The organism is Marinibacterium sp. SX1 (assembly GCF_050389775.1).
GTDB lineage: Bacteria > Pseudomonadota > Alphaproteobacteria > Rhodobacterales > Rhodobacteraceae > Marinibacterium.
In genome coordinates this window covers 2,665,317-2,688,072 of the sequence record NZ_CP177144.1, presented here as the reverse complement: position 1 = coordinate 2,688,072, position 22,756 = coordinate 2,665,317, and the positions used below count along the sequence as shown (strand labels likewise).

20 protein-coding genes are annotated in these 22,756 nt (G+C 67.5%); 16 read left to right on the top strand and 4 right to left on the bottom strand.

Annotation, left to right across the window (positions count from 1 at the left end; translation table 11 throughout):
* Nucleotides 1-44: 44 nt before the first annotated feature.
* The gene (locus tag ACK3BB_RS12045; protein WP_428924886.1) at nt 45-962 is read right to left on the bottom strand and encodes a LysR family transcriptional regulator; all 918 of its coding nucleotides are present in this window, start codon (nt 960-962) and stop codon (nt 45-47) included.
* Between the two features lie 159 nt (nt 963-1,121).
* On the opposite strand from ACK3BB_RS12045, the gene chvE reads away from it, so the two are divergent.
* From chvE to ACK3BB_RS11965, 16 genes are all read left to right on the top strand, one after another.
* Nucleotides 1,122-2,174, top strand: coding sequence for a multiple monosaccharide ABC transporter substrate-binding protein (chvE, locus tag ACK3BB_RS12040; RefSeq protein WP_428924885.1), 1,053 nt, complete (start codon nt 1,122-1,124; stop codon nt 2,172-2,174).
* Nucleotides 2,175-2,401: 227 nt separating this feature from the next.
* On the top strand, nt 2,402-3,934 hold the full coding sequence (gene mmsA, locus ACK3BB_RS12035; protein ID WP_428924884.1) for a multiple monosaccharide ABC transporter ATP-binding protein: 1,533 nt from the start codon (nt 2,402-2,404) through the stop codon (nt 3,932-3,934).
* Between the two features lie 12 nt (nt 3,935-3,946).
* Nucleotides 3,947-5,140 carry a multiple monosaccharide ABC transporter permease gene (gene mmsB, locus ACK3BB_RS12030; RefSeq protein WP_428924883.1) on the top strand — a complete coding sequence of 398 codons (1,194 nt, stop codon included), beginning with the start codon at nt 3,947-3,949 and terminating at the stop codon, nt 5,138-5,140.
* A gap of 3 nt (nt 5,141-5,143) precedes the next feature.
* The gene (araD, locus tag ACK3BB_RS12025; protein ID WP_428924882.1) at nt 5,144-6,886 is read left to right on the top strand and encodes an L-arabinonate dehydratase; all 1,743 of its coding nucleotides are present in this window, start codon (nt 5,144-5,146) and stop codon (nt 6,884-6,886) included.
* On the top strand, nt 6,886-7,812 hold the full coding sequence (locus tag ACK3BB_RS12020) for a Gfo/Idh/MocA family protein (RefSeq protein WP_428924881.1): 927 nt from the start codon (nt 6,886-6,888) through the stop codon (nt 7,810-7,812). Before araD ends, ACK3BB_RS12020 begins: the two co-directional genes overlap by 1 nt.
* Before the next feature lie 3 nt (nt 7,813-7,815).
* On the top strand, nt 7,816-8,805 hold the full coding sequence (locus ACK3BB_RS12015) for an aldose epimerase family protein (RefSeq protein WP_428924880.1): 990 nt from the start codon (nt 7,816-7,818) through the stop codon (nt 8,803-8,805).
* A 20-nt stretch (nt 8,806-8,825) separates the two neighbouring features.
* A complete protein-coding gene (locus tag ACK3BB_RS12010; RefSeq protein WP_428924879.1) occupies nt 8,826-9,743 on the top strand; it encodes a dihydrodipicolinate synthase family protein in 918 nt (305 codons plus the stop codon).
* Between the two features lie 13 nt (nt 9,744-9,756).
* Nucleotides 9,757-11,274, top strand: coding sequence for an aldehyde dehydrogenase (NADP(+)) (locus ACK3BB_RS12005; protein WP_428924878.1), 1,518 nt, complete (start codon nt 9,757-9,759; stop codon nt 11,272-11,274).
* Nucleotides 11,275-11,494: 220 nt separating this feature from the next.
* Entirely contained in the window at nt 11,495-11,722 is a 228-nt protein-coding gene (locus tag ACK3BB_RS12000; RefSeq protein ID WP_428924877.1) for a hypothetical protein, read from the top strand.
* A gap of 192 nt (nt 11,723-11,914) precedes the next feature.
* On the top strand, nt 11,915-14,785 hold the full coding sequence (locus ACK3BB_RS11995) for a monovalent cation/H+ antiporter subunit A (RefSeq protein ID WP_428924876.1): 2,871 nt from the start codon (nt 11,915-11,917) through the stop codon (nt 14,783-14,785).
* Nucleotide 14,786: 1 nt separating this feature from the next.
* On the top strand, nt 14,787-15,221 hold the full coding sequence (locus tag ACK3BB_RS11990; RefSeq protein ID WP_428924875.1) for a Na+/H+ antiporter subunit C: 435 nt from the start codon (nt 14,787-14,789) through the stop codon (nt 15,219-15,221).
* Nucleotides 15,218-16,903, top strand: coding sequence for a monovalent cation/H+ antiporter subunit D (locus ACK3BB_RS11985; RefSeq protein ID WP_428924874.1), 1,686 nt, complete (start codon nt 15,218-15,220; stop codon nt 16,901-16,903). The genes ACK3BB_RS11990 and ACK3BB_RS11985 overlap by 4 nt, the downstream gene beginning before the upstream one ends.
* A 3-nt stretch (nt 16,904-16,906) precedes the next feature.
* On the top strand, nt 16,907-17,395 hold the full coding sequence (locus tag ACK3BB_RS11980) for a Na+/H+ antiporter subunit E (RefSeq protein ID WP_428924873.1): 489 nt from the start codon (nt 16,907-16,909) through the stop codon (nt 17,393-17,395).
* The gene (locus ACK3BB_RS11975) at nt 17,395-17,664 is read left to right on the top strand and encodes a K+/H+ antiporter subunit F (RefSeq protein WP_428924872.1); all 270 of its coding nucleotides are present in this window, start codon (nt 17,395-17,397) and stop codon (nt 17,662-17,664) included. Before ACK3BB_RS11980 ends, ACK3BB_RS11975 begins: the two co-directional genes overlap by 1 nt.
* Entirely contained in the window at nt 17,661-18,104 is a 444-nt protein-coding gene (locus ACK3BB_RS11970) for a Na+/H+ antiporter subunit G (protein WP_428924871.1), read from the top strand. The genes ACK3BB_RS11975 and ACK3BB_RS11970 overlap by 4 nt, the downstream gene beginning before the upstream one ends.
* Nucleotides 18,105-18,547: 443 nt before the next feature.
* Nucleotides 18,548-19,810 (top strand): MHYT domain-containing protein, encoded by a 1,263-nt coding sequence (locus ACK3BB_RS11965; RefSeq protein ID WP_428924870.1) that lies wholly within the window; start codon nt 18,548-18,550, stop codon nt 19,808-19,810.
* Nucleotides 19,811-20,396: 586 nt separating this feature from the next.
* Here the strand turns inward: ACK3BB_RS11965 and ACK3BB_RS11960 are convergent.
* Genes ACK3BB_RS11960 through ACK3BB_RS11950 form a run of 3 tightly spaced genes read right to left on the bottom strand, consistent with a single transcriptional unit; the run spans nt 20,397 to nt 22,749 of the window.
* Nucleotides 20,397-21,155, bottom strand: coding sequence for an ABC transporter permease (locus ACK3BB_RS11960; RefSeq protein ID WP_428924869.1), 759 nt, complete (start codon nt 21,153-21,155; stop codon nt 20,397-20,399).
* On the bottom strand, nt 21,152-21,961 hold the full coding sequence (locus ACK3BB_RS11955) for an ABC transporter ATP-binding protein (RefSeq protein WP_428924868.1): 810 nt from the start codon (nt 21,959-21,961) through the stop codon (nt 21,152-21,154). Before ACK3BB_RS11955 ends, ACK3BB_RS11960 begins: the two co-directional genes overlap by 4 nt.
* Complete coding sequence (locus ACK3BB_RS11950) at nt 21,958-22,749, bottom strand: SDR family NAD(P)-dependent oxidoreductase (protein WP_428924867.1); 792 nt, start codon at nt 22,747-22,749, stop codon at nt 21,958-21,960. Before ACK3BB_RS11950 ends, ACK3BB_RS11955 begins: the two co-directional genes overlap by 4 nt.
* Between the last annotated feature and the right edge of the window lie 7 nt (nt 22,750-22,756).

Genomic DNA, 22,756 nt, shown 5'->3' with positions numbered 1-22,756 from the left:
TGTCGCTAGCACAGGGCCGCGGGGAGGTTCAATGTGTCGCGGGCTCAGAGCCGGGCCAGCACCTCGGCCTGGACCCGTTCGACGGCCGGCGAGAACTGGCGCGCGCGGCTCTGGATGATGAAATAGGGCGTGACGGCAATGGGCTGGGCGATATCGAGCCGGCGCAGCCGGGCGCCGATACCCGGCCGGGTCAGCAGGCCGGCAACCTCGTCGGAGACCGGGGCGATGACATGGCTGTCTTCCAGCAGGGCCAGCATGACCAGCAGCGACGAGCTGTTGGTCACCCCCGGGGGCACCGGCACGCCGGCGGCAAAGAACGCGCCTTCGACCGCCGCCCGGATCGGCGAGCCGCGTTCCTGGACCACCCAGTCGAAGGCCGTGAGCTGCGACAGGGCCAGGTCGCGGGCGCCGGCCAGCGGATGGTCTTCGTGCACGACCAGCGAGACATGTTCATGGCGCGCCGGCAGGATGTCGAACTGGCGCGGGTCGTAATCCTGGGGCAGCCGGGCCAGGACGAATTCGAACCGGCCCTCTTCCAGCCCGCGCACCAGCTCGGTCGAAGGCCCGACCTCGATCGACACCTCGACCCCGGGGGTCGAGGCCCGCACGGCCTGCACGGCGGGCACCAGGCATTGCACGGCCGGCCCGGTGACCGAGCCCACGCGGACCTCGCCGGCCTGGCCTTCCTTCAGCTCTTCGACCTCGGTGGCCAGGCTGTCCATCGTGCCCAGGATCGCCCGGCCATGCTGCAGGAAGGCCGCGCCGATGCGCGTGGGCACCATGCCCTTGGCATGACGTTCGAAAAGCCGGGCCCCGATATCGGTTTCCAGCTCGGCCAGCACGCGCGAGGCGGCCGGCTGCGACATGGCCAGTGCTGCCGCCGCGATCTGCAACTTGCCGCTTTCGGCGATCTTGACGATCAGGCGCAGGTGGTGGGGCTTGAGACGCCGGGCCAGGTCCATGAGAGAGCCAATTACCGTTTTCGTTATGTCGATGCGCGTTAATGTAATTTGATCGGCATGTAAAGCTGCGCTACCCGATGGCCGGGTTTCGGAGGACCCGCACAATCGAAAACCGCGTGACCGCCGGATTCATGAACGGGGCGCGCAAGGGAGGCATTCATGAAACTGAAAACGATCCTGGCTTCGGCCACGGCGGTGATGGCGCTTGCCACCGGGGTTCTGGCCGACGGCACGGTGGGCATCGCGATGCCCACGAAATCGTCCGCGCGCTGGATTTCCGACGGCGAGTCGATGGTCGCGCAATTCCAGGAAGCCGGCTACGAGACCGACCTGCAATATGCCGAGGACGACATTCCCAACCAGCTGGCCCAGATCGAGAACATGATCACCAAGGGCGTCGACGTGCTGGTCATCGCGGCCATCGACGGCACGACCCTGTCGAACGCGCTGGAAAACGCCCATTTCGCCGGGATCAAGGTCATTGCCTATGACCGGCTGATCCGCGACAGCGAATATGTCGATTATTATGCCACCTTCGACAATTTCCAGGTCGGCGTGCAGCAGGCGACATCGCTGGTCGACGGGCTGAAGGCGCGGTTTGGCGACGGGCCCTACAATGTCGAGCTGTTCGGCGGCAGCCCGGACGACAACAACGCCTATTTCTTCTACAACGGCGCCATGTCGGTGCTGCAGCCGCTGATCGACAGCGGCGACGTGGTCATCGTGTCGGGCCAGCAGGGCATGGACACCGTGGGCACCCTGCGCTGGGACGGCGCGGTGGCCCAGGCGCGGATGGATAACCTGCTGTCGGCCCATTACACCGACAAGGAAGTCCATGGCGTGCTGTCCCCCTACGACGGGCTGTCGATCGGCATCCTTTCCTCGCTCAAGGGCGTGGGGTATGGCTCGGGCGATCTGGCGATGCCGATCGTGACCGGCCAGGACGCCGAGGTGCCGTCGGTCAAGTCGATGCTGGCCGACGAGCAATATTCGACGATCTTCAAGGACACGCGTGAACTGGCCCGGGTGACCGTGGGCATGGTCGATGCCGTGCTGGAAGGCGGCGAGCCCGAGATCAACGACACCGAGACCTACGACAACGGCATGAAGATAGTACCGTCCTACCTGCTGGAACCGGTGGCCGTGGACCTGTCGAACTGGGAAGGCGTGCTGATCGACTCGGGCTATTACACCGAAGACCAGGTCAAGTGACGTCCTCCCTCGCTTGACCGTCCCCTGCCCGGCGCCCCGCGGCCCGGGCAGGGCACATCAAGCGGGCGATGGCCGGCCATGCGCCCGGCCTGACCCAGGCATCCGACCGGCACCACCCGGCCCTGCCCCGCGATCCCCCCGGCCCCGCCGACGACCCGCCGGACCCGGGCCAAGATTTTTCCAGAAAAATCTCAACCGCTTCACGACCAGGAGCCCCGAGAACCCATATGCAGCCCGCATCCCCGCCATTGCTAGAAATGCGCGCCATCACCAAGACCTTTCCGGGGGTCAAGGCGCTGGACGAGGTCAACCTGTCGGTCCGGCGCGGCGAGATCCACGCCCTCGTGGGCGAGAACGGCGCCGGTAAGTCGACCCTGATGAAGGTCCTGTCCGGCGTCTACCCGGCCGGCACCTATGACGGCGACATCGTCTATGACGGCGAGATCGCCCAGTTCCGCTCGCTGACCGACAGCGAGGACAAGGGCATCGTCATCATCCACCAGGAACTGGCCCTGGTGCCCCTGATGTCGATCGCCGAGAACCTGTTTTTGGGCAACGAGATCGCCGAGGGTGGCGTGATCCAGTGGCAGGAGACCTTCCGCCGCACCGAGGAACTCCTGACCAAGGTCGGCCTCCGCGAAGCGCCCGGCACGCTGATCGACAAGCTGGGCGTGGGCAAGCAGCAGCTGGTCGAGATCGCCAAGGCCCTGTCCAAGGAAGTGCGCCTGCTGATCCTCGACGAGCCCACCGCCGCCCTGTCGGAAAGCGACAGCCAGGCCTTGCTCGACCTGATCCTCGAGCTCAAGGACCGGGGCGTGACGTCGATCATCATCAGCCACAAGCTGAACGAGGTGCGCCGGGTGGCCGACAGCGTGACCGTCATCCGCGACGGCTCGACCGTGTCGACGATGGACGCGCGCACCGACGAGATCACCGAGGACCGCATCGTGCGCGACATGGTCGGCCGCGACATGGCCCACCGCTATCCCGAGCGGGCCCGGCGGGCCGGCGAGGTGCTCATGGAGGTCAAGGACTGGAACGTCTGGCACCCCGAACATGCCGACCGCCAGGTGATCCGCGACGCCAACATCACCGTGCGCGCGGGCGAGGTCGTGGGCATCGCCGGGCTGATGGGCGCCGGCCGGACCGAGCTGGCCATGTCGATCTTCGGGCGGTCCTACGGCAAGAACATTTCCGGCACCGTCGAGATGCACGGCCGGCCGGTCGACACCTCGACCGTGACCCGGGCCATCGACGCCGGGCTGGCCTACGTGACCGAGGACCGCAAGTCGCTGGGCCTGATCCTGGACGAGACGATCCAGCGCAACATCACGCTGACCAACCTGGGCGCGGTGTCGAACAACGGCGTGATCGCCGAAGCCGCCGAAACCCAGGTGTCCGAAGGCTATCGCAAGGCGATGAACATCCGCACGCCGAGCGTCTTCCAGAAGGTGGTCAACCTTTCGGGTGGCAACCAGCAGAAGGTCGTGCTGTCGAAATGGCTCTTTGCCGAGCCCGAGGTGCTGATCCTCGATGAACCCACGCGCGGCATCGACGTCGGCGCGAAATTCGAAATCTACGGCCTGATCAACCGGCTTTCGGCCGATGGGAAGGGCGTCATCATGATCTCGTCGGAAATGCCCGAACTGCTGGGCATGTGCGACAGGATCTACGTCATGGGCGAAGGGCATTTCGTCGGCGAGCTCACCGCCGAGGAAGCCAGCCAGGAGCGCATCATGTCGCTCATCGTGAAAGACTGAGGGGAAAGAGCCATGGACCTGGCGGACCAGAACAAGCCGGCCGAACAGCCGAGCATCACCCATTACCTGTTGGGCCACCTGCGCGAATTCGGGCTGCTGTTTGCCCTGATCGCGATCATGATCTTCTTCCAGGTCATGACCGACGGCACCCTGCTGCGCGCGGTGAACCTGACCAACCTCTTCCTGCAGAACAGCTATATCATCATCATGGCCCTCGGCATGCTGGTGGTCATCGTGGCCGGCCATATCGACCTGTCGGTCGGGTCTGTCATGGGCTTCATCGGCGCGCTGGCCGCGGTGATGATCGTCAACTGGGACTGGTCGGTCGGCATGACCCTGCCGGTCTGCCTGGTCGTCGGCGCGCTGATCGGGGCCTGGCAGGGCTACTGGGTGGCCTATTGGAAGATCCCGTCCTTCATCGTGACCCTGGCCGGCATGCTGGTCTTCCGGGGCATGTCGTTGTGGCTGCTCGAAGGCCAGTCGGTCGGGCCCTTCCCGAAATCCTTCCAGCTGCTGTCGACGGGGTTCATCCCCGACATCCTGGGCATCGGCCGGCCCAACGGCACGGCCCTGGCCGCCGGGGTCATCGCGGCCATGCTGATCATCTGGCTGGGCCTGCGCGCCCGGGCCCGTGACCGGCGCTATGGCATCGAGGGCGAGCCCCTGCCCTTCTTCCTGGTGCGCACGGGCATCATCGTCTGCGCCCTGCTCTTCATCTTCTACAAGCTGGCCGAGTTCCGCGGCCTGCCCAACGTGCTGGTGTCGATGCTGGTGCTGACGGTGATCTATGCCTTCATCACCGAGAACACGACGCTGGGCCGGCGGATCTATGCGCTGGGGGGCAACGAGAAGGCCGCCAAGCTGTCGGGCATCAAGACCGAACGGCTGACCTTCCTGGCCTTCGTCAACATGGGCCTGCTGGCCGCCCTGGCCGGGCTGATCTTTGCCGCCCGGCTGAACACGGCCACGCCCAAGGCCGGCTTTGCCGTCGAACTCGACGTCATCGCGGCGGTCTTCATCGGCGGCGCGTCGATGTCGGGCGGGGTCGGCAAGATCGTCGGCGCCGTGACCGGGGCCTTCATCATGGGCGTGCTGAACAACGGCATGTCGATCATGGGCATCGGCATCGACTACCAGCAGGTCATCAAGGGCCTGGTGCTGCTCGCCGCCGTGTTCTTCGACGTCTACAACAAGAGTAAAGGGTAATACATGTCCTTCACCCCCGCCCCGTGGCCCCGCAAGTTGCGCAGCCAGGAATGGTACGGAGGCACCACCAAGGACTCCATCTACCACCGCGGCTGGCTCAAGAACCAGGGCTACCCGGATGACCTCTTCGACGGCCGGCCGATCATCGGCGTGCTGAACACCTGGTCCGACCTGACGCCCTGCAACGGCCACCTGCGCGAGCTGGCCGAGAAGGTGAAGGCCGGGATCTGGGAGGCCGGGGGATTTCCGGTCGAGGTCCCCGTCTTCTCGGCCTCGGAAAACACCTTTCGCCCGACGGCGATGATGTTCCGCAACCTCGCCGCCCTGTCGATCGAGGAACAGATGCGCGGCCAGCCCATCGACGGGGCCGTGCTGCTGGTGGGCTGCGACAAGACCACGCCGTCGCTGCTGATGGCGGCGGCCTCGGTCGACATGCCGGCGATCGTGGTGACCGGCGGGCCGATGCTGAACGGCTGGTTCCATGGCGAGGCGGTCGGCGCGGGTACCCACCTGTGGCGGTTCTCCGAAGCGGTGAAGGCCGGCGAGATGACGCAACAGGAATTCCTGGATGCGGAATCCGCGGTGACCCGGTCGTCGGGGACGTGCAACACGATGGGCACGGCCTCGTCCATGGCCTCGATGGCCGAAGCGTTGGGCATGGCCTTGTCGGGCAACGCGGCGATCCCGGCGGTGGATGCGCGGCGGCGGACCATGGCCCAGCTGACCGGCCGGCGCATCGTGCAGATGGTCAAGGACGACCTGAAACCGTCCGACATCCTGACCCGCGAGGCATTCGAAAACGCGATCCGTGTGAACGGGGCCGTGGGCGGGTCGACCAACACGGTGGTGCACCTGCTGGCCATCGCGGGCCGCGTGGGCATCGACATCACCCTGGACGACTGGGACCGGCTGGGCCGCGACGTGTCGACCATTGTCGACCTGCAGCCCTCGGGGCGCTTCCTGATGGAAGAGTTCTACTATGCCGGCGGGTTGCCCGTGGTGCTGAAACGGCTGGGCGAGGCCGGCCAGCTGCACCGCGAGGCGCTGACCGTGTCGGGCGCGCAGATCTGGGACGAGGTCAAGGGCGCGATCAACTACAACGAAGAGGTCATCCGCCCGGCCGACAAACCCCTTACCGAAAAGGGTGGCATCGCGGTGCTGCGGGGCAATATCGCGCCGAACGGGGCGATCCTGAAGCCTTCGGCGGCGTCTCCGCACCTGATGAAGCACACCGGCCGGGCCGTGGTTTTCGAGGATATCGACGACTACAAGGCCAAGATCAACGACGATGCGCTCGACATCGACGAGACCTGCATCATGGTGCTGAAGAACTGCGGGCCGCGCGGCTATCCGGGCATGGCCGAGGTCGGCAACATGGGCCTGCCGCCCAAGGTCCTGAAGAAGGGCATCACCGACATGATCCGCCTGTCGGATGCACGGATGTCGGGCACGGCCTATGGCACGGTCATCCTGCATACCTCGCCCGAGGCCGCCGTCGGCGGGCCGCTGGCGGTGGTCCGCACGGGCGACATGATCGAGGTTGACGTGGCCGCCCGGCGCATCCATCTCGACGTGACCGAAGAGGACCTGGCCGCGCGGCTGGCCGGGTGGGAACCCACCCATGACAGGGCGACCTCGGGCTATGAATGGCTGCACCAGACCCATGTGGGCGGAGCGGACACCGGGGCGGACCTCGATTTTCTGAAGGGCTGCCGCGGTGCGGCGGTCGGAAAGGATTCGCATTGATGCAGATCGCGCTCGTGGGCATCGGCAAGATCGCCCTGGACCAGCATGTGCCGTCCATCGCGGCCTCGCCCGACTGGGAGCTGGCGGCCACCGTGTCGCGGCGCGGGTCGGTCGAGGGCGTCGAGGCCTTCACCGATTTCGACGAGATGCTCGCCGCCCGTCCCGAGGTCCGGGTCGTCTCGCTGTGCATGCCGCCGGTGCCCCGGTTCGACTATGCGGCCAGGGCAATCCGGGCCTCGCGCCATGTCATGCTGGAAAAACCGCCCGGCGCGACCCTGTCGGAATGCCATGCGCTGATCGCCATGGCCGAGGCCCAGCGGGTGTCGCTTTATGCCAGCTGGCATTCCCGGGCAGCCGACAAGGTGCAGGCGGCGAAGGACTGGCTGGCCGGCAAGACCCTGCGCAAGTTCACCGTGACCTGGAAGGAAGACGTGCGCCGCTGGCATCCCGGCCAGGACTGGATCTGGGAGCCCGGCGGGATGGGGGTCTTTGACCCGGGCATCAACGCGCTGTCGATCGTGACGGAAATCCTGGCCGAGCCGATCCACGTGACCCGGGCGGTGCTGGAAGTGCCGGAAAACCGCCAGGCCCCGATCGCGGCGCAGATGGCGTTTCACCACCCGACGGCCGAGGTGACGATGGAGTTCGACTGGCGCCAGCAAGGCGACCAGACCTGGTCGATCGAGGCCGAGACCGACCAGGGCAGCCTGGCCCTGCATGACGGCGGCGCGCGGATGCTGGTCGACGGGGTGGAAACCGGGGCCGAGACCTCGGCCGCGCTGTCGGGCGAATATCCCCGGCTTTATGCGCGCATGTCCGACCTGGTGCGTGCCGGGCAATCGGACACCGACCTGTCGCCCATGCGCCACGTGGCCGATGCCTTTACCCTGGGCCGCCGGGTGACGGTCGCGCCCTTCACGGAGTAACCCATGCCGATCCCCTTTGCTCAAGGCCCCGGAGGCGCGCCGGTCGATCTGTTGCGCCTGTCCAATGGCGGCACCACGGCCCAGGTCCTGACCTGGGGGGCCACGCTGCAGGACCTGCGGCTGGACGGGCTGGACCGCGGGCTGGTGCTGGGCGCGCCCGGGCTGACGCCCTACCACGGGCCGATGCGCTATTTCGGGGCTGTGGTCGGGCCGGTGGCCAACCGCATTGCCGGGGGCACGGCCATGCTGGATGGCCGGACCTACGCGTTCGAGCGCAACGAGGCCGGGCGCACCACCCTGCACGGCGGCCATGTGGGCACCGATGCCCGGGTCTGGACCGTCGAGGCCCATGACGACACGTCCTGCACCCTGTCGCTGGACCTGGCCGATGGCGAGGGCGGCTTTCCGGGCAACCGGCGGATAACGGCGCAATACCGGCTGGACGGGGACGGCGCGCTGGTCCTCACCCTGACCGCCCGCAGCGATGCGCCCAGCTGGATCAACCTGGCCAGCCATGCCTATTGGTCCCTGACCGGGCGCGACGGGCTGGACGACCACGAAATGACCATCGCCGCCGGCCAGTACCTGCCCGTCGACGACCAGCTGATCCCCCGGGGCGCCCCCGCCCCCGTGGCCGGCACGCGGTTCGATTTCCTGGCCCCGCGCCCGGTGCGCCGGGAGGGCGAGGCGATGATCGACCACAATTTCTGCCTCGATCCCGGCGATGGCCCGGCCCTGACCCTGCGCGGCGACGGGCTGCGGCTGGAGATCACAACCGATGCGCCGGGCCTGCAGATCTTTGATGCCACGGGCCTGCATCCCGGCCCCGGCCATGACGGGCGCACCTATGGGCCCCATGCCGGGCTGGCCATCGAACCCCAGTACTGGCCCGACAGCCCCAACCACCCCGATTATCCCTCGATCCGCGTGGCGGCCGACGAAACCTGGCAACAGGTCTCGCGCTTCCACGTCACCCGGACCGGGGACATGTGACAGACCATGAGGACCAAGCCATGAAAACTCCCCTGACGGGCATCCTGCCGGTGGCCCCCACGCCGTTCCACGCCGATGGCGCAGTCGACGAAGAGGGCATGCGCCGCGTGCTCGACTGCATGATCGACCAGGGCGTCGACGCGATCTGCATCCTGGCCAATTACTCGGAACAATTCGTGCTCTCGGACGCCGAGCGCGACCTGATGATGAAGGTCAGCCTGGAACATGTCGCCGGCCGGGTGCCGGTGATCGTCACGATCAGCCATTTCTCGACCGAGGTCGTCGTGGCCCGCGCCCGGGCCGCCGATGCCATGGGCGCGGCGATGGTCATGATGATGCCGCCCTACCACGGTGTCGGCCTGGTGCCGGCCGAGGCCGGGATCTATGAACAATTCGCCGCCGTGTCCGACGCCATCTCGATCCCGATCATGGTCCAGGACGCGCCCCTGTCGGGCGTCTCGCTGCCGGTGCCGCTGCTGGTGAAGATGGCGAAGGAGATCGAACAGGTCTCCTATTTCAAGATCGAGACGCCCTTTGCCGCCGACAAGCTGGCCGCGCTGATCGAGGCCGGGGGCGAGCATATCGTCGGGCCGTTCGACGGCGAAGAGGCCGTCACCCTGCTGGCCGACCTGGACGCCGGCTGCACCGGAACCATGACCTCGGCGCTGCAGCCGGAACTGATCCGGCCTATCGTCGTGGATTATCGCGCCGGACGGGTTGACGCCGCGTTGCAGCAATGGAACCTGTGCCTGCCACTGATCAACCACGAGAACCGGCAGTGCGGGCTGCGTGCTGCAAAGACCATCATGATGGAAGGCGGCGTGATCGGATCCGATTACGTGCGTCACCCCCTGAAACCCATGTCCGACCGCACCCGCGCGCGACTGGTCCAGCTCGCCACCGACCTGGATGTCATCGCGCTGAAATGGGGCAAATAAGAGGATACCCGACATGTCCGACTTCACGCCGCACGGCAAGAACCTGATCGCCGGCGAATGGATCGCGGGCGAGGCCACCTTTGCCTCGGCCCCCGTCACCGGCCCGTCGCATACCTTCACCGACGGCTCGCCCGCCCTGGTCGATGCCGCGGTCAAGGCCGCCGAAGAGGCCTTCTGGTCCTATGGCTATTCCACCCGGGCCGAACGCGCGGCCTTCCTGAATGCCATCGCCGACGAGATCGAGGCCCGGGCCGAGGCGATCACCGAGATCGGCAGCCAGGAGACCGGCCTGCCCGAGGGGCGCCTGCAGGGCGAACGAGGCCGGACCACCGGCCAGATCCGCATGTTCGCCGACCACATCCTGAAGGGCGATTACCTCGACAAGCGCCACGATCCGGCCCTGCCCGATCGCGCGCCCCTGCCCCGGCCCGACCTGCGCATGGTCCAGCGGCCGATCGGCCCGGTGGCCGTCTTCGGCGCGTCGAACTTCCCGCTGGCCTTCTCGACCGCCGGCGGTGACACCGCCTCGGCCCTGGCCGCCGGTTGCCCGGTCGTGGTCAAGGGCCACCCGGCCCATCCCGGCACGGCCGAGATCGTGACCGAGGCCATCCATGCCGCGATCGTCAAGACCGGCATGCACCCGGGCGTCTTCTCGATGGTCCATGGCGCCGGTCACGAGGTCGGCGGCGCGCTGGTCAAGCACCCGCTGATCAAGGCCGTGGGCTTTACCGGCAGCCTGCGCGGGGGCAAGGCCCTGTTCGATCTCTGCGCCGCCCGTCCCGAACCGATCCCCTTCTTCGGCGAGCTGGGTTCGATCAACCCGATGTTCATCCTGCCCGCGGCCACCGCCGCCCGCGGCGAGGCCATCGGCCAGGGCTGGGCCGGGTCGCTGACCATGGGCGCCGGCCAGTTCTGCACCAACCCCGGCATTGCCGTGGTGGCCAAGGGCGCCGAGGGTGATGCCTTTGTCGCCGCCGCCAAGGCCGCCCTGGGCGAGGTCGGCGCCCAGCCGATGCTGACCGACGGCATCGCCGAGGCCTACCGCGCCGGCAAGGCCAAGTTCGATGCCTCGAACGCCGCCCAGCCGCTGGTGACCACCGACAGCGACGGGCGCAATGCCCTGCCCAACCTCTACGAGACCGACGCCCCGGCCTTCCTGGCCGATCACGCGCTGGAAGAAGAGGTATTCGGCCCGCTGGGTGTCGTGGTGCGGGTGTCGTCGGAAGACGAGATGCTCGACCTGGCCAAGGGCTTTGAAGGTCAGCTGACCGCCACGCTGCACATGGACGAGGGCGACACCGAGGCCGCGCGCAAGCTGATGCCGATCCTGGAACGCAAGGCCGGCCGGGTCCTGGCCAACGGCTTTCCCACCGGGGTCGAGGTCTGCGACGCGATGGTGCATGGCGGGCCCTACCCGGCCTCGACCAATTTCGGCGCCACCTCGGTCGGCACCATGGCCATCCGCCGCTTCCTGCGGCCGGTCTGCTACCAGAACCTGCCCGAATCCCTCCTGCCCGCCGATCTGGGCTAGGCACCGGCCTCGCGGCCGGGCCGCAACGGCAGGCCGCGGAATGCTGGTATATGGGATACCAGATGTGGTAAACTTTTCGTGAAGGCCCCAAAAGCGGGGCCTTCCGCATTTTGACAAGCCCTTGCCCGACCGAATTTTTCCTGCCAGTCTGCCCGGGCTGACCCAAGGGAGGATCTGCGTGTCGCACGTGGCGCAGGATATCACACAGGGCCAAGACCCGATGCTGTCACCGGCCGCCGCGCCGGAGGATCCGGGTGTCGTGGTGCTGTCGATGTCGCAGGTCATCGCCCGGCTGTTCGGCCGGCGCGCGGGCTCGGCGCTTTTCTGTGTCTGCACCGATGCCGTGGCCTCGGTCCGCCTGCGCCCCTCCGCCCCGTCGGTCTGGGCGCGCGTCCGCTGGGCGATCCGTGAACAGACCCAGCGCGATCCCTGCCTGCCCGCCAGGTGATCGGCCGGCGCCCGCCGCCGGCCCATGCGCGCAGCCGTGCAAACCCGCACGTTGCGAAAAATCACCGCAGTCGCTTAAGTTCATCGGCATGATACCTCCGAATGCGAGCCGGTTCCGGCCCGCAGGCGGATTTGCCGAGACCCCGCCGAGACCAGGACTTTCCCAGACGGCCCCCGGGAGTAACCCGCCGCCATGAGCGATCAGACCCCCCTTCTTCTTGTCATCGCGCTTCTGCCCTTTGTCGGAGCGCTGTTGCCCGGCATCATGATCCGCGCCGGCCGCAATGCCTGCGCCGCCTTCACCGCCGTGCCCACGGCGCTGGCGCTGATCATGCTGCTGATCCTGTCACCGGCCGTGTTCCGCGGCGAGGTGCTGCAATTCCAGCTCGACTGGCTGCCACAGCTGGGCCTGCAGGCCAGTTTCTTCCTCGACGGGCTCGGCCTGCTCTTTGCCTGCATGATCACCGGCGTCGGCCTGCTGATCATCCTCTACGGCCGGTTCTACCTGTCGGGCGACGATCCGATGGGCCAGTTCTATACCTTCCTGCTGCTCTTCCAGGGCGCGATGCTGGGCATTGTCCTGTCGGACAACATCCTGCTGCTGCTGATCTTCTGGGAGCTGACCTCGCTGTCGTCCTTCCTGCTGATCGGCTATTGGAAACACCTGCCCGAAGGCCGCCAGGGCGCGCGCATGGCCCTGACCGTGACCGGCGCGGGCGGGCTGGCGATGATCGGGGGCATGCTGATCCTGGGCAACATCGTCGGCAGCTACAACCTGACCGACATCCTGGCCGCCGGTGACCTGATCAAGGCATCGGAATGGTACATTCCGGCGCTGATCCTGATCCTGCTGGGTGCCTTCACCAAGTCGGCCCAGTTCCCGTTCCATTTCTGGTTGCCCCATGCCATGGCCGCGCCCACGCCGGTGTCGGCCTACCTGCACAGTTCGACCATGGTGAAGGCCGGGGTCTTCCTGATGGCCCGCATGTGGCCCGCCCTGGCCGGCACCGAGGCCTGGTTCTACATCGTGGCGTCGGTCGGGCTGATCACCATGTGCGTCGGCGCGGTGATCGCGCTGTTCAAGGATGACCTCAAGGGCCTGCTGGCCTTTTCGACGGTCAGCCACCTGGGCCTTCTGACCGCCCTGCTGGGCTTTGCCACGCCGATGGCGGCCATTGCCGCGGTGTTCCACATCATCAATCACATGACCTTCAAGGCCGCGCTCTTCATGACTGCCGGCATCATCGACCACGAGGCCCATACCCGCGACATCCGCCGGCTGGGCGGGCTGATGACCCTGATGCCCATCACCTTCGTGATCGGCGGCATCGCCGCGCTGTCGATGGCCGGCATCCCCCTGACCAACGGCTTCCTGTCCAAGGAACTGATGCTGGAAGAGGCCTTTCACGTGCATCTCTTCGACCAGCACATGCTCGCCGCGGCGGTGGCCACGCTGGGGGCGGTGTTCTCGGTGGCCTATTCGCTGCGCTTCATCTTCCATGTGTTCTTTGGCCCGGTCCGCGACGATTACCCCCACAAGCCCCATGATCCGCCCTTTGGCATGTGGGCCGCGCCGGCCCTGCTGGTCGTGCTGGTCATGGTCATCGGGCTGTACCCGGCGATCGTCGAACCGCTGGTCCGGGTGGCCGGGGCGGCCGTCATCGGCACCGCCGGCGAGATGCCCGATTTCCACCTCAAGATCTGGCACGGCGTCACCCCGGCCCTGATCATGTCGGGCATTGCCCTGGCCGTCGGCGCGGTGATCCTGCTGGCCTTCACCCCCGTCGACCGGCTGTGGACTGCGCTGCGCGTGCCCTATGCCAAGGCCATCTTCGATGCCGCCGTCGCCGCCGTCGTGCGCCTGAGCCGGGCGATCACCGAAGGCATGCACAACGGCGCGATCAGCCGCTACCTGGCGGTCTTTACCGTGGCCACCGTGCTGATCGGCTTCCTGGCCTTTGCCGGAGGCGGCCTGTCGGCCCCCGACCGCACGCCCCTGCCGATCCCGCCGATCGTGGCCGTGGGCTGGCTGTTGCTGGTCGTGGCCACGCTGGCCGTTGTCGCCCTGCACCGCCACCGCTTCCGCGCGCTGGTCGTCATGGGCGTCATCGGCATGATGATCTCGTCGGGCTTCATCTATCTCTCGGCGCCCGACCTGGCCCTGACCCAGATCTCGGTCGAGACCGTGACCATCATGCTGTTGCTGCTGGCCCTGCATTTCCTGCCCAAGGACACGCCCGTCGAAAGCACCACGGCCCGCCGGCTGCGCGACGGCGTGATCGCCGGCGTGGCCGGCATCGGCGTGGCCGCCCTGGCCTATGCCTTCATGCTGCGCGATGTCTCGACCATCTCGGATTACCACCTGGCCAATTCCTACAAGGGCGGCGGCGGCACCAATGTCGTCAACGTCATCCTGGTGGATTTCCGCGGCTACGACACCTATGGCGAGATCATCGTGCTGGGCATTGCCGGGCTGGCCATCTACGCCCTGATGGAAGCCCTGCTGAACGGCCCGGCCTCGCGCCGGCTGCGCAACACCGACTACAGCCAGGACCGGTCGCGCGACCGGCACCCGCTGATGATGGTCATTGCCACCCGCGTGATGATGCCCATCGCCCTCGTCGTCGGGGTGTTCATGTTCCTGCGCGGGCACAACATGCCGGGCGGCGGCTTTGTCGCCGGGCTGGTCGTGTCGATCGCCCTCCTGATGCAATATATGGCATCGGGCTTTGCCTGGACCCAGGCCCGCCAGAAGATCGAGTACCATTCGCTGATCGGCTGGGGCGTGGTCATCGCCGGGCTGACCGGGGCAGGCGCCTGGCTGGCCGGCAAGCCCTTCCTCACCTCGGCCTACGGCTATCTCGAATTCCCGCCGATCGAGGAATTCGAATGGGCCACGGCCATTGCCTTTGACCTGGGTGTCTTCCTCTGCGTGCTCGGCGCGGTGATGCTGATGCTCTATTCGCTGTCGCGCATCGCGCGTTATGCCGGCGAGACGGTCAATGTCGACCCGATGGATTACGACCCGGCCCAGAGGGTCGCAGACGAGAAGGAGGCGCGCTGACATGGAAATGCTTGTTGCCAGCACCGTGGGCGTGCTGACCGCCGGGGGGATCTACCTGATCCTGCGGCTGCGCGCCTTCCCCGTGATCCTCGGCCTGTCGCTGCTGTCCTACGCGGTGAACGTCTTCCTGTTCTCCAGCGGCGGGCTGGCCGTGAACCTGCCCCCGATCCTCGACAAGTACGCCCCCGACCAGGCCTATACCGATCCGCTGCCCCAGGCCCTGGTGCTGACGGCCATCGTGATCTCGTTCGGCATGACCGCCCTGCTGGTCATGGTCGCCCTCGGCGCGTTCCTCGAGGCCGACACCGATGCCGTCGACATGCCCGTCGACACCGATGACGCGCCCGACACCGGGCCCGGCGATGCCCCCGAAATGCCCGCGGCCGCGCCTGCGACAGACCCCGCGCCCGGCGCTGAAGGAGGCCGGACCCGATGAACCACTGGATCATTGCCCCCGTCATCCTGCCGGCCCTGATCGCGCCGCTGATCGCCTTTGTCATGCGCTATGACATCGTCCTGGCGCGGGTGGCCTCGTTTGTCTCGTCGCTGGGCCTGCTGGGCGTTGCCATCGGCCTGGTCGCCCTGGTCTCAGACGGCTCCATCCATGTCTACCGGCTGGGCGACTGGCCCGCGCCTTTCGGCATCGTGCTGGTGCTCGACCGGCTGTCGGCCCTGATGGTGCTGCTGACGGCCCTGCTGGGCCTGCTGACCCTGACCCATGCCGCGGCCACCGGCTGGGACGCCCGGGGCCGCCATTTCCACGCCCTGTTCCAGTTCCAGCTGATGGGCATCTGCGGCGCCTTCCTGACCGGCGACATCTTCAACCTCTTCGTCTTCTTCGAAGTCCTGCTGATCGCGTCCTACGGGCTGATGATCCATTCCGGCGGGGTCCAGCGCATGCGGGCCGGGCTGCAATATGTCATCATCAACCTCGCCGGCTCGACGCTGTTTCTCTTTGCCCTGGGCACGCTCTATGCCACGACCGGCACGCTCAACATCGCCGACCTGGCCGAGCGCGTGCAGCAGATCCCGGCCGAGGATGCCGCCCTGGTGCGCGTGGCCGCCGTGCTGCTGATGACCGTCTTCGCCGTCAAGGCCGCGGTCTTCCCGGTGCAGTTCTGGCTGCCCGGCACCTATGCCAATGCCCCCGCCCCGGTGGCCGCGCTCTTTGCCATCATGACCAAGGTCGGGGCCTATTCGATCCTGCGCATCCATGCCCTGGTCTTCGGCCCCCATGTCGAGGCCATGAACGGCCTGCCCGGCGACCTGCTCTTTGTCGGAGCCATCGTGACCATCGCCATCGGTGCCTTCGGCGTGCTGGGCGCCCGGCGGCTGATGCCCCTGATCGCCTTTTCGGTCGTGGGGTCGATGGGCACGCTGATGGCCGCCGTCGCGGCCTTTCGCCCCGAGGCCGTCACCGCCGCGCTCTATTACCTCGTGCATTCGACCTTTGCCGCCGCCGTGCTGTTCCTGGTCGCCGACCTGGTGCTGGCCCGGCGGGCCGATGACCGGCTGACCGCCCAGCCGGCGGTGGTGCAGAACGGCCTCTTTGCCGCGCTGTTCTTCGGCGGGGCGATTGCCATGGCCGGCATGCCGCCCCTGTCGGGCTTCCTGGGCAAGCTGATGATCCTGGACGCCCTGCGCGCCCCGGGCGAGATGACCGCCGCCTGGGTGGCCATCCTGGCCGGGTCGTTGCTGACCATCCTGGGCTTTGCCCGGGCCGGCAGCATGGTGTTCTGGAAATCCACCGCCGTGACACCGCCGCCCGAGGAGACCGATCCCACGCCGGACCCCGACGATCCCCGCACCCGCCCCGCCGGGGCGATGGAACTGGCCCCCAGCATCGCCGCCCTGGCCCTGCTGGGCGCGCTGGCCATCCTTGCCGGGCCGGTCACGCGCTACCTCGACGGGGCAACGGCCGAGCTCCTTGACCGCAGCGCCTATGTCTCGGCCGTGCTCGAGCAGGACAACACCGGCAAGATCCCGGCCAAGGCCGACAAGGCCGATGCCCCGGGCTATGGCACCGCGCCGGCGCCCGATGCATCCGACACGGCCGAGCCGCACCGCGCCGACAATGCCGAGGCCCACGAGGCCGATGCCGAACACGTGGAGGACTGACCCATGATCCGCCGCCTCTTCCCGCATCCGCTGCTCAGCCTCATGCTGCTCTTCGTCTGGCTGGCCCTGGTCAACAAGGTCACCCCGGGCAATGTCCTGCTGGGGGCGATCCTGGGCCTTGTCATCCCCTGGATCACCGCGCCCTTCTGGCCCGACCGGCCGCTGTTGCGCAGCCCGGGCCGGGCGCTGGTCTACGTGATCATCGTGCTCTGGGACATCATCGTGGCCAATGTCGAGGTCGCCGCGATCATCCTGTTCAAGCGCCGGGACAACATCCGGTCGTGCTGGATCAGCATCCCGCTGGAGCTGACCTCGCCCGAGGCCATCACCGTTCTGGCCGGCACGATCACCATGACCCCGGGCACCGTCGCGGCCCTGCTGTCGGCCGATGCCAGCTGCATCCTGGTGCATTGCCTGCATACCGACGACCCCGAGGGCACCCGCGATGCCATCAAACAGCGTTACGAACGCCGCCTGAAGGAGATCTTCTGATGCTCATCTACGCGCTCTACTTCGCCTTCGGCTGTTACGGGCTGGGCCTGCTGTTCAACCTCTGGCGCATTGCCCGCGGTCCCGATTCCGCCGATCGCATCCTGGCGCTCGACACCATCGTCATCAACGTCATCGCCCTGCTCGTGCTCTATGGCATCTGGCGGGGCACCACGATCTACTTCGAAGCGGCCATGCTGGCGGCCATGGTCGGCTTTGTCTCGACGGTGGCCTATTGCCGCTTCATCCTGCGCGGGGACATCATCGAATGATCGGGATCGAAATCGCCGGCAGCGAGCTGGAACCCTGGGCCGACATCGTCATCTCGGCCTGCCTTGTCATCAGCGGCATCTTCGGCCTGGTCGGCTCCTTCGGCCTGATCAAGCTGCAGGATGCCATGCAGCGCCTGCACGCCCCCACCAAGGCCACGACCCTGGGCGTGGGCGGCGTGCTGATCGCCTCGATGATCCATCTCTGGGTCACCCTGGGCAAGATCTCGTTTCACGAGCTGCTGATCACGCTCTTCTTGTTCCTGACCGCCCCGATCATCGCCAATTTCATCGCCAAGGCCTTCATGGCGCGGAACCTGGAACAGGGCGACCTGCCCGGGGTGGATGGGGAGTACGGTTGGTCGATCTACGACGATCCGCCCCTGCCCGAGGCCGCCGGCGATCCGCCCGTCGAGCCCGCCGGCACCCGCGAGCCCCACTGAACGCCCGCGGCCGGGCGGGCGCATCTGGCCCACACCGGGAACGGGCCTGTCTCATCTGGCCCGGCTCGGCATGATCGGGTCAGGGCCGGACCATGGCGACACGACACGTTCAGTACTGAACTTGGGGCGGACCGGACTGGCAAGACCTGGTCGCCCCCATAACGGCACGGTAAATCGCACCCCGGCACGGCGCCCGGCGACAGTTTGACCGTGATAGAACCGGCGCAGGCCGGACCAAATCGACGCGATGGGTCGCCCCCGGGCACGGAGCGCACGGGGCCCGCCGCCCGGCCAAAGTCTGACGCAGACCAGATCACACCACCGCACCACGATCACTCCTTCCCCGGCCGGATCAGGGCACGCCTGGCACCCCCGCCTCCGTCCCCCTACCCAGATCGCCCCGGCCGGGTTACTCTCGCCCCCGACGGGGACCGGGAGGCCATATGCTCGACTACAGCCATGATGGGCTATTCGCCCTGGCCGCGCTGGCCGTGGCGCTCATCGCCGGGTTCTCGGGCCTGTCGCTGACGCGCGGCGCGTCGCAGCTGGGCCTCGTGGCCCGCCAGGGCGTGGTGGCCGTGGCCTCGGTCGTGCTGGGCTGGGGCATCTGGTCGATGCATTTCGTGGCCATGCTGGGGCTCGACCTGCCCGTCGTCTTTCTCTTTGATCCGCTGATCACGCTGATCTCGGCCCTGATTGTCATCCTGTTCATGGAAATGGCCCTGCTGCTGGTGCATTTCGGCCCGCGCACCCGGACGCGCATTTCGCTGGCCGGGGCGATCCTGGGCCTGGGCATTGCCGCGATGCATTTCACCGGCATGTCGGGCATGGAGATCTGTCGGCCGGTCTATTCCGCCCTGGGCGTGGGCGGTGCGCTGGTGGCCTCGGTGGGCCTTGGCGTCCTGTCGTTCCAGATCAGCTACGGCGCGCGCAGCCCGCGCAACATCCTGCTGGGCACGCTGGGGTTCGGCATGACGGTCTGCGCCGTGCATTTCATCGCCATGGCCGGGACCGGTTTTACCCTGACCGGCGCGCCCGAACCCGCCGGCCTGCCGATGAGCCGCGAGGTTCTGGCCTTCGGCGTGACGATCTCGGCCTTCGTGCTCTCGGGCCTGTTCCTGCTGACCGGCGCCAGCTTTACCGCCCGCCTTTCGGACCGCGAGCCCGGGGCGGCCTTGCCGGGCCGGGCCGAGCCGGCGCCCCCGGGCGCCGTGCCGGCCCCGATGAGCACGATGGCCACGATGGCGCCCGTGTCCCAGGCGTCACCCATGGCCGCCGTATCCCCAACGCCTCCCGCGGCCGCACCACCGGCCGTCCCCGCGCCGCGCCAGCCCACCAACCCGGCCCCGGCCCGCCCCTCCTCCGCACCGACCGAGCTGCGCATTCCCTACGAGGCCGATCACCGCACCCATTTCATCGCCGCCGAGGCAGTGTCGGTCATCCGCGCCGAGGGTCATTACACCCTGCTCTATGCCGGCACGGCCAAGCATTTCTGTCCCTGGTCGATCACCGAGGCCGCCCGACGCCTGCCCGACACGCTGTTCACCCGGACCCATCGCAGCTTTCTGGTGAACCATGCCCATGTCACCAGCTTCGAACGGCGCAAGGACAATGGCGTCTGCCATTTCGACCGCCTGCCCGACCTGCCCGAAGTGCCCGTCAGCCGCGCCCGGCTGCAGGATGTGCGCGCCCAGCTGGGCCTCTAGCCACCCCGCTCTCCCGCCCTCGCAGGCGGTTTCGCGCCACGCTGCCTGCGCAGTTCGTGCAGCCATGTCGCGTTTCGTGAAACGCGACGGACGATCGTTCATCACCCACTGGCGCCGCCAGCGCCATGGCCGGAGCCTTGCGCCATGCGGGTCGGCAACTGTTGCCGGGCCCCACGAAAACAGGACATGCCGATAGAATACGGGCCCCAGGGACGGCCCGGAACCGAGGTCGCGACCGCCCGGGATGAGCGGCTCCTGGCCTCGACAGTGCGGAACAAGACCGGTTCGGAGCTGAGAGCGCAGATCCACCCCGGGACATCCGCCCTACAGAGGCGGTCGCGCAGGCACCAGGGATGCAGCTGTGCGACCGCCGGTCCCCTCTGTGGTAGGCCTGCGCCCAGGTTCCTCCTATGGCTGGACCTGCGCCCGGATTGCCCCTCTGGCAGGACCTGCGCGCGGTTTAGACCCCAGGCTGAGCGTGAGATTGTTACCTTCAGCGGGCCGCGAGACGGCATCGCCCTGCACCGCCCCCCAACGACAAACGGCCGACCCCGAAGGGCCGGCCGCAGCTGTCACATGGCACCGTTCAGATATCCTTGCGCATCGCCCAGGAGGCCACGTGGCGTTCGACCAGCGAGAAGATCGCGTAGAGCGACACGCCCATCACCGCCAGCACCATCAGCCCGGCAAAGACCAGCGGCACGTTGAACGACGACGAGGCGATCAGCATCAGGTTCCCCACCCCCTTGTTCGCCGCCACCGTCTCGGCAATCACCGACCCCACGAAGCTCAGCGTGATGGCCACCTTCAGCGAGGCAAAGAAATAGGGCATCGACCGCGGCAGGCCGACGTTCCACAGGATCTCGCGCTTGTTGGCCTTGAGCGCGCGCATGACATCCTCGAGCTCGGGCTCGACCGTCGCGATGCCCGTCGAAACATTCACCACGATGGGAAAGATGCAGATGATCATGGCCGTCAGGATCGCCGGGATCGTCCCGGCCCCGAACCACAGCACGAAGATCGGCACCACGGCCACCTTGGGGATCGACGAGATGCCGACCAGCAGCGGATAGGCCGTGTCATAGGCCAGCTTGGACGACCCGATCAGCACGCCCAGGCCCAGGCCGATGACCACGCCGCAGGCAAAGCCCACCATGGTCGTGTAGAAGGTCTGCCAGACATGGGGCCAGATCGCGTGCTGGTATTCGAAGAACGCCGCGATGATCCGCGAAGGCCGCGGCAGGACCAGCTCGGAAATGCCGAAGAGCAGGCAGAACAGCTCCCAGAAGACAAAGACCCCGACGATCAGCGCGGCCGAGGCCAGTTTCTGTTGCATCGGTTTCATGCCGCGCTCCCCGTCACCGGCGCATGCACGATCAGCCCGCGCAGCTCCTGCACCAACGCCGAGAACCCGGCGTCGAAGGTCAGGTCGATGGGCCGCGGGCGGGCGAAATCGACGGGCCGGTCCTCGATGATGCGGCCCGGGCGCGGCGACATCACGCAGATGCGGCTGGCCAGGTAGGCCGCCTCGCGCAGGTCATGGGTGACCAGCAGCACCGTCGGCGCGCGGTCCAGCCAGAGGTCCTGGACCGTCTGCCACAGCTCTTCGCGGGTGAACTGGTCGAGCGCGCCGAAGGGCTCGTCGAGCAGCAGCAGATCGGGATCGTGGATCAGCGCCCGGCACAGGTTGGCCCGCTGCATCATGCCCCCCGACAATTGCCAGGGACTCTTGTCGGCGAAATCGATCAGCCCGACCCGTTCCAGCAGCGCATCGGCCCGGTCGCGGTATTCGCCGTCCTTCCGGGCCCGGTAGCTGGCCTTGAACGGCGGCACGATCTTGAGCGGCAGCATGACATTCTCACGGATCGTCATCCAGGGCAGCAGCGACGCGCTCTGAAAGGCCATGCCCACGCGCACCGGCTCGGCGCCCAGCTCGCGCCCGGCAAAGAGGATGCGCCCTTCCGACGGCTCCAGCAGCTCGGCCACCAGCTTGAGGATGGTCGACTTGCCACAGCCCGACGGGCCGACCAGGGCCAGGAAATCGCCCCGGGCAATGCGCAGCGATGTCGGCATCAGGGCCTGGGTCCGCGCGCCTTGCTTGCCATAGGTCACCCCCACGGCATCGAATTCGACGAAACGGTCCTGTTTCATAGCGCCGCCCAGCCGCCATCGACCGGCAGGTCCACCCCGGTGATCTGGCGCGCGCGTTCCGAGGCCAGGAACAGCACGGCGGCGGCCACGTCCGCATCGGTGGTGATCCGGCCAAGCGCGTAATCCGAGGCATGTTTCGCCGCCGCCTCCTCTTCGCTCAGCCCGTATTGGGCGGCGACCTGGGGCACGACCTTGTCGCGGAACCGCGGGCCGTCGACCATGCCCGGCGCGACGAGGTTGACGTTGATGTTGTCGGGGCCCAGTTCCAGCGCAAAGCTCTTGGTGATCCCGCGCAGGCCCCATTTGGACGAGGAATAGGCCAGCCGCATGGCCCGGCCACGCATGCCGAAGGTGCCGCCGACATTGACGATGCGCCCGCCGCCCTGCGCGGCCATGGCCGGGGCCACCGCGCGGATCATGTTGAACGGCCCGCGCATGTTCAGATGGGTGATCTCGTCGAATTCGGCGGCTGTCGTTTCGACCCCGGTCTTGCCGATCGGCCCGGTGCCCCCGGCGACATTGACCAGGATGTCGATCCGGCCGAACCGCTCCAGCACCGCCGCGACGGCCGCACCGACCGCCGCCTCGTCGGTGACGTCACAGCCGAAGACCCCGGCCGCGACGCCGATCTCGCGGGCCTGGCCGGCCACCGGTTCGATGGCCGCGGTATCGCGACCGAGAAGCGCGAGGGAAGCCCCCTCGCGCGCGAAGCCCAGCGAGACCGCCGCGCCCATGCCCTTGGCCGGGCCGGTGATCACGGCGACCTTGCCTGTCAGTTCCAGTTCCATGTGTCGG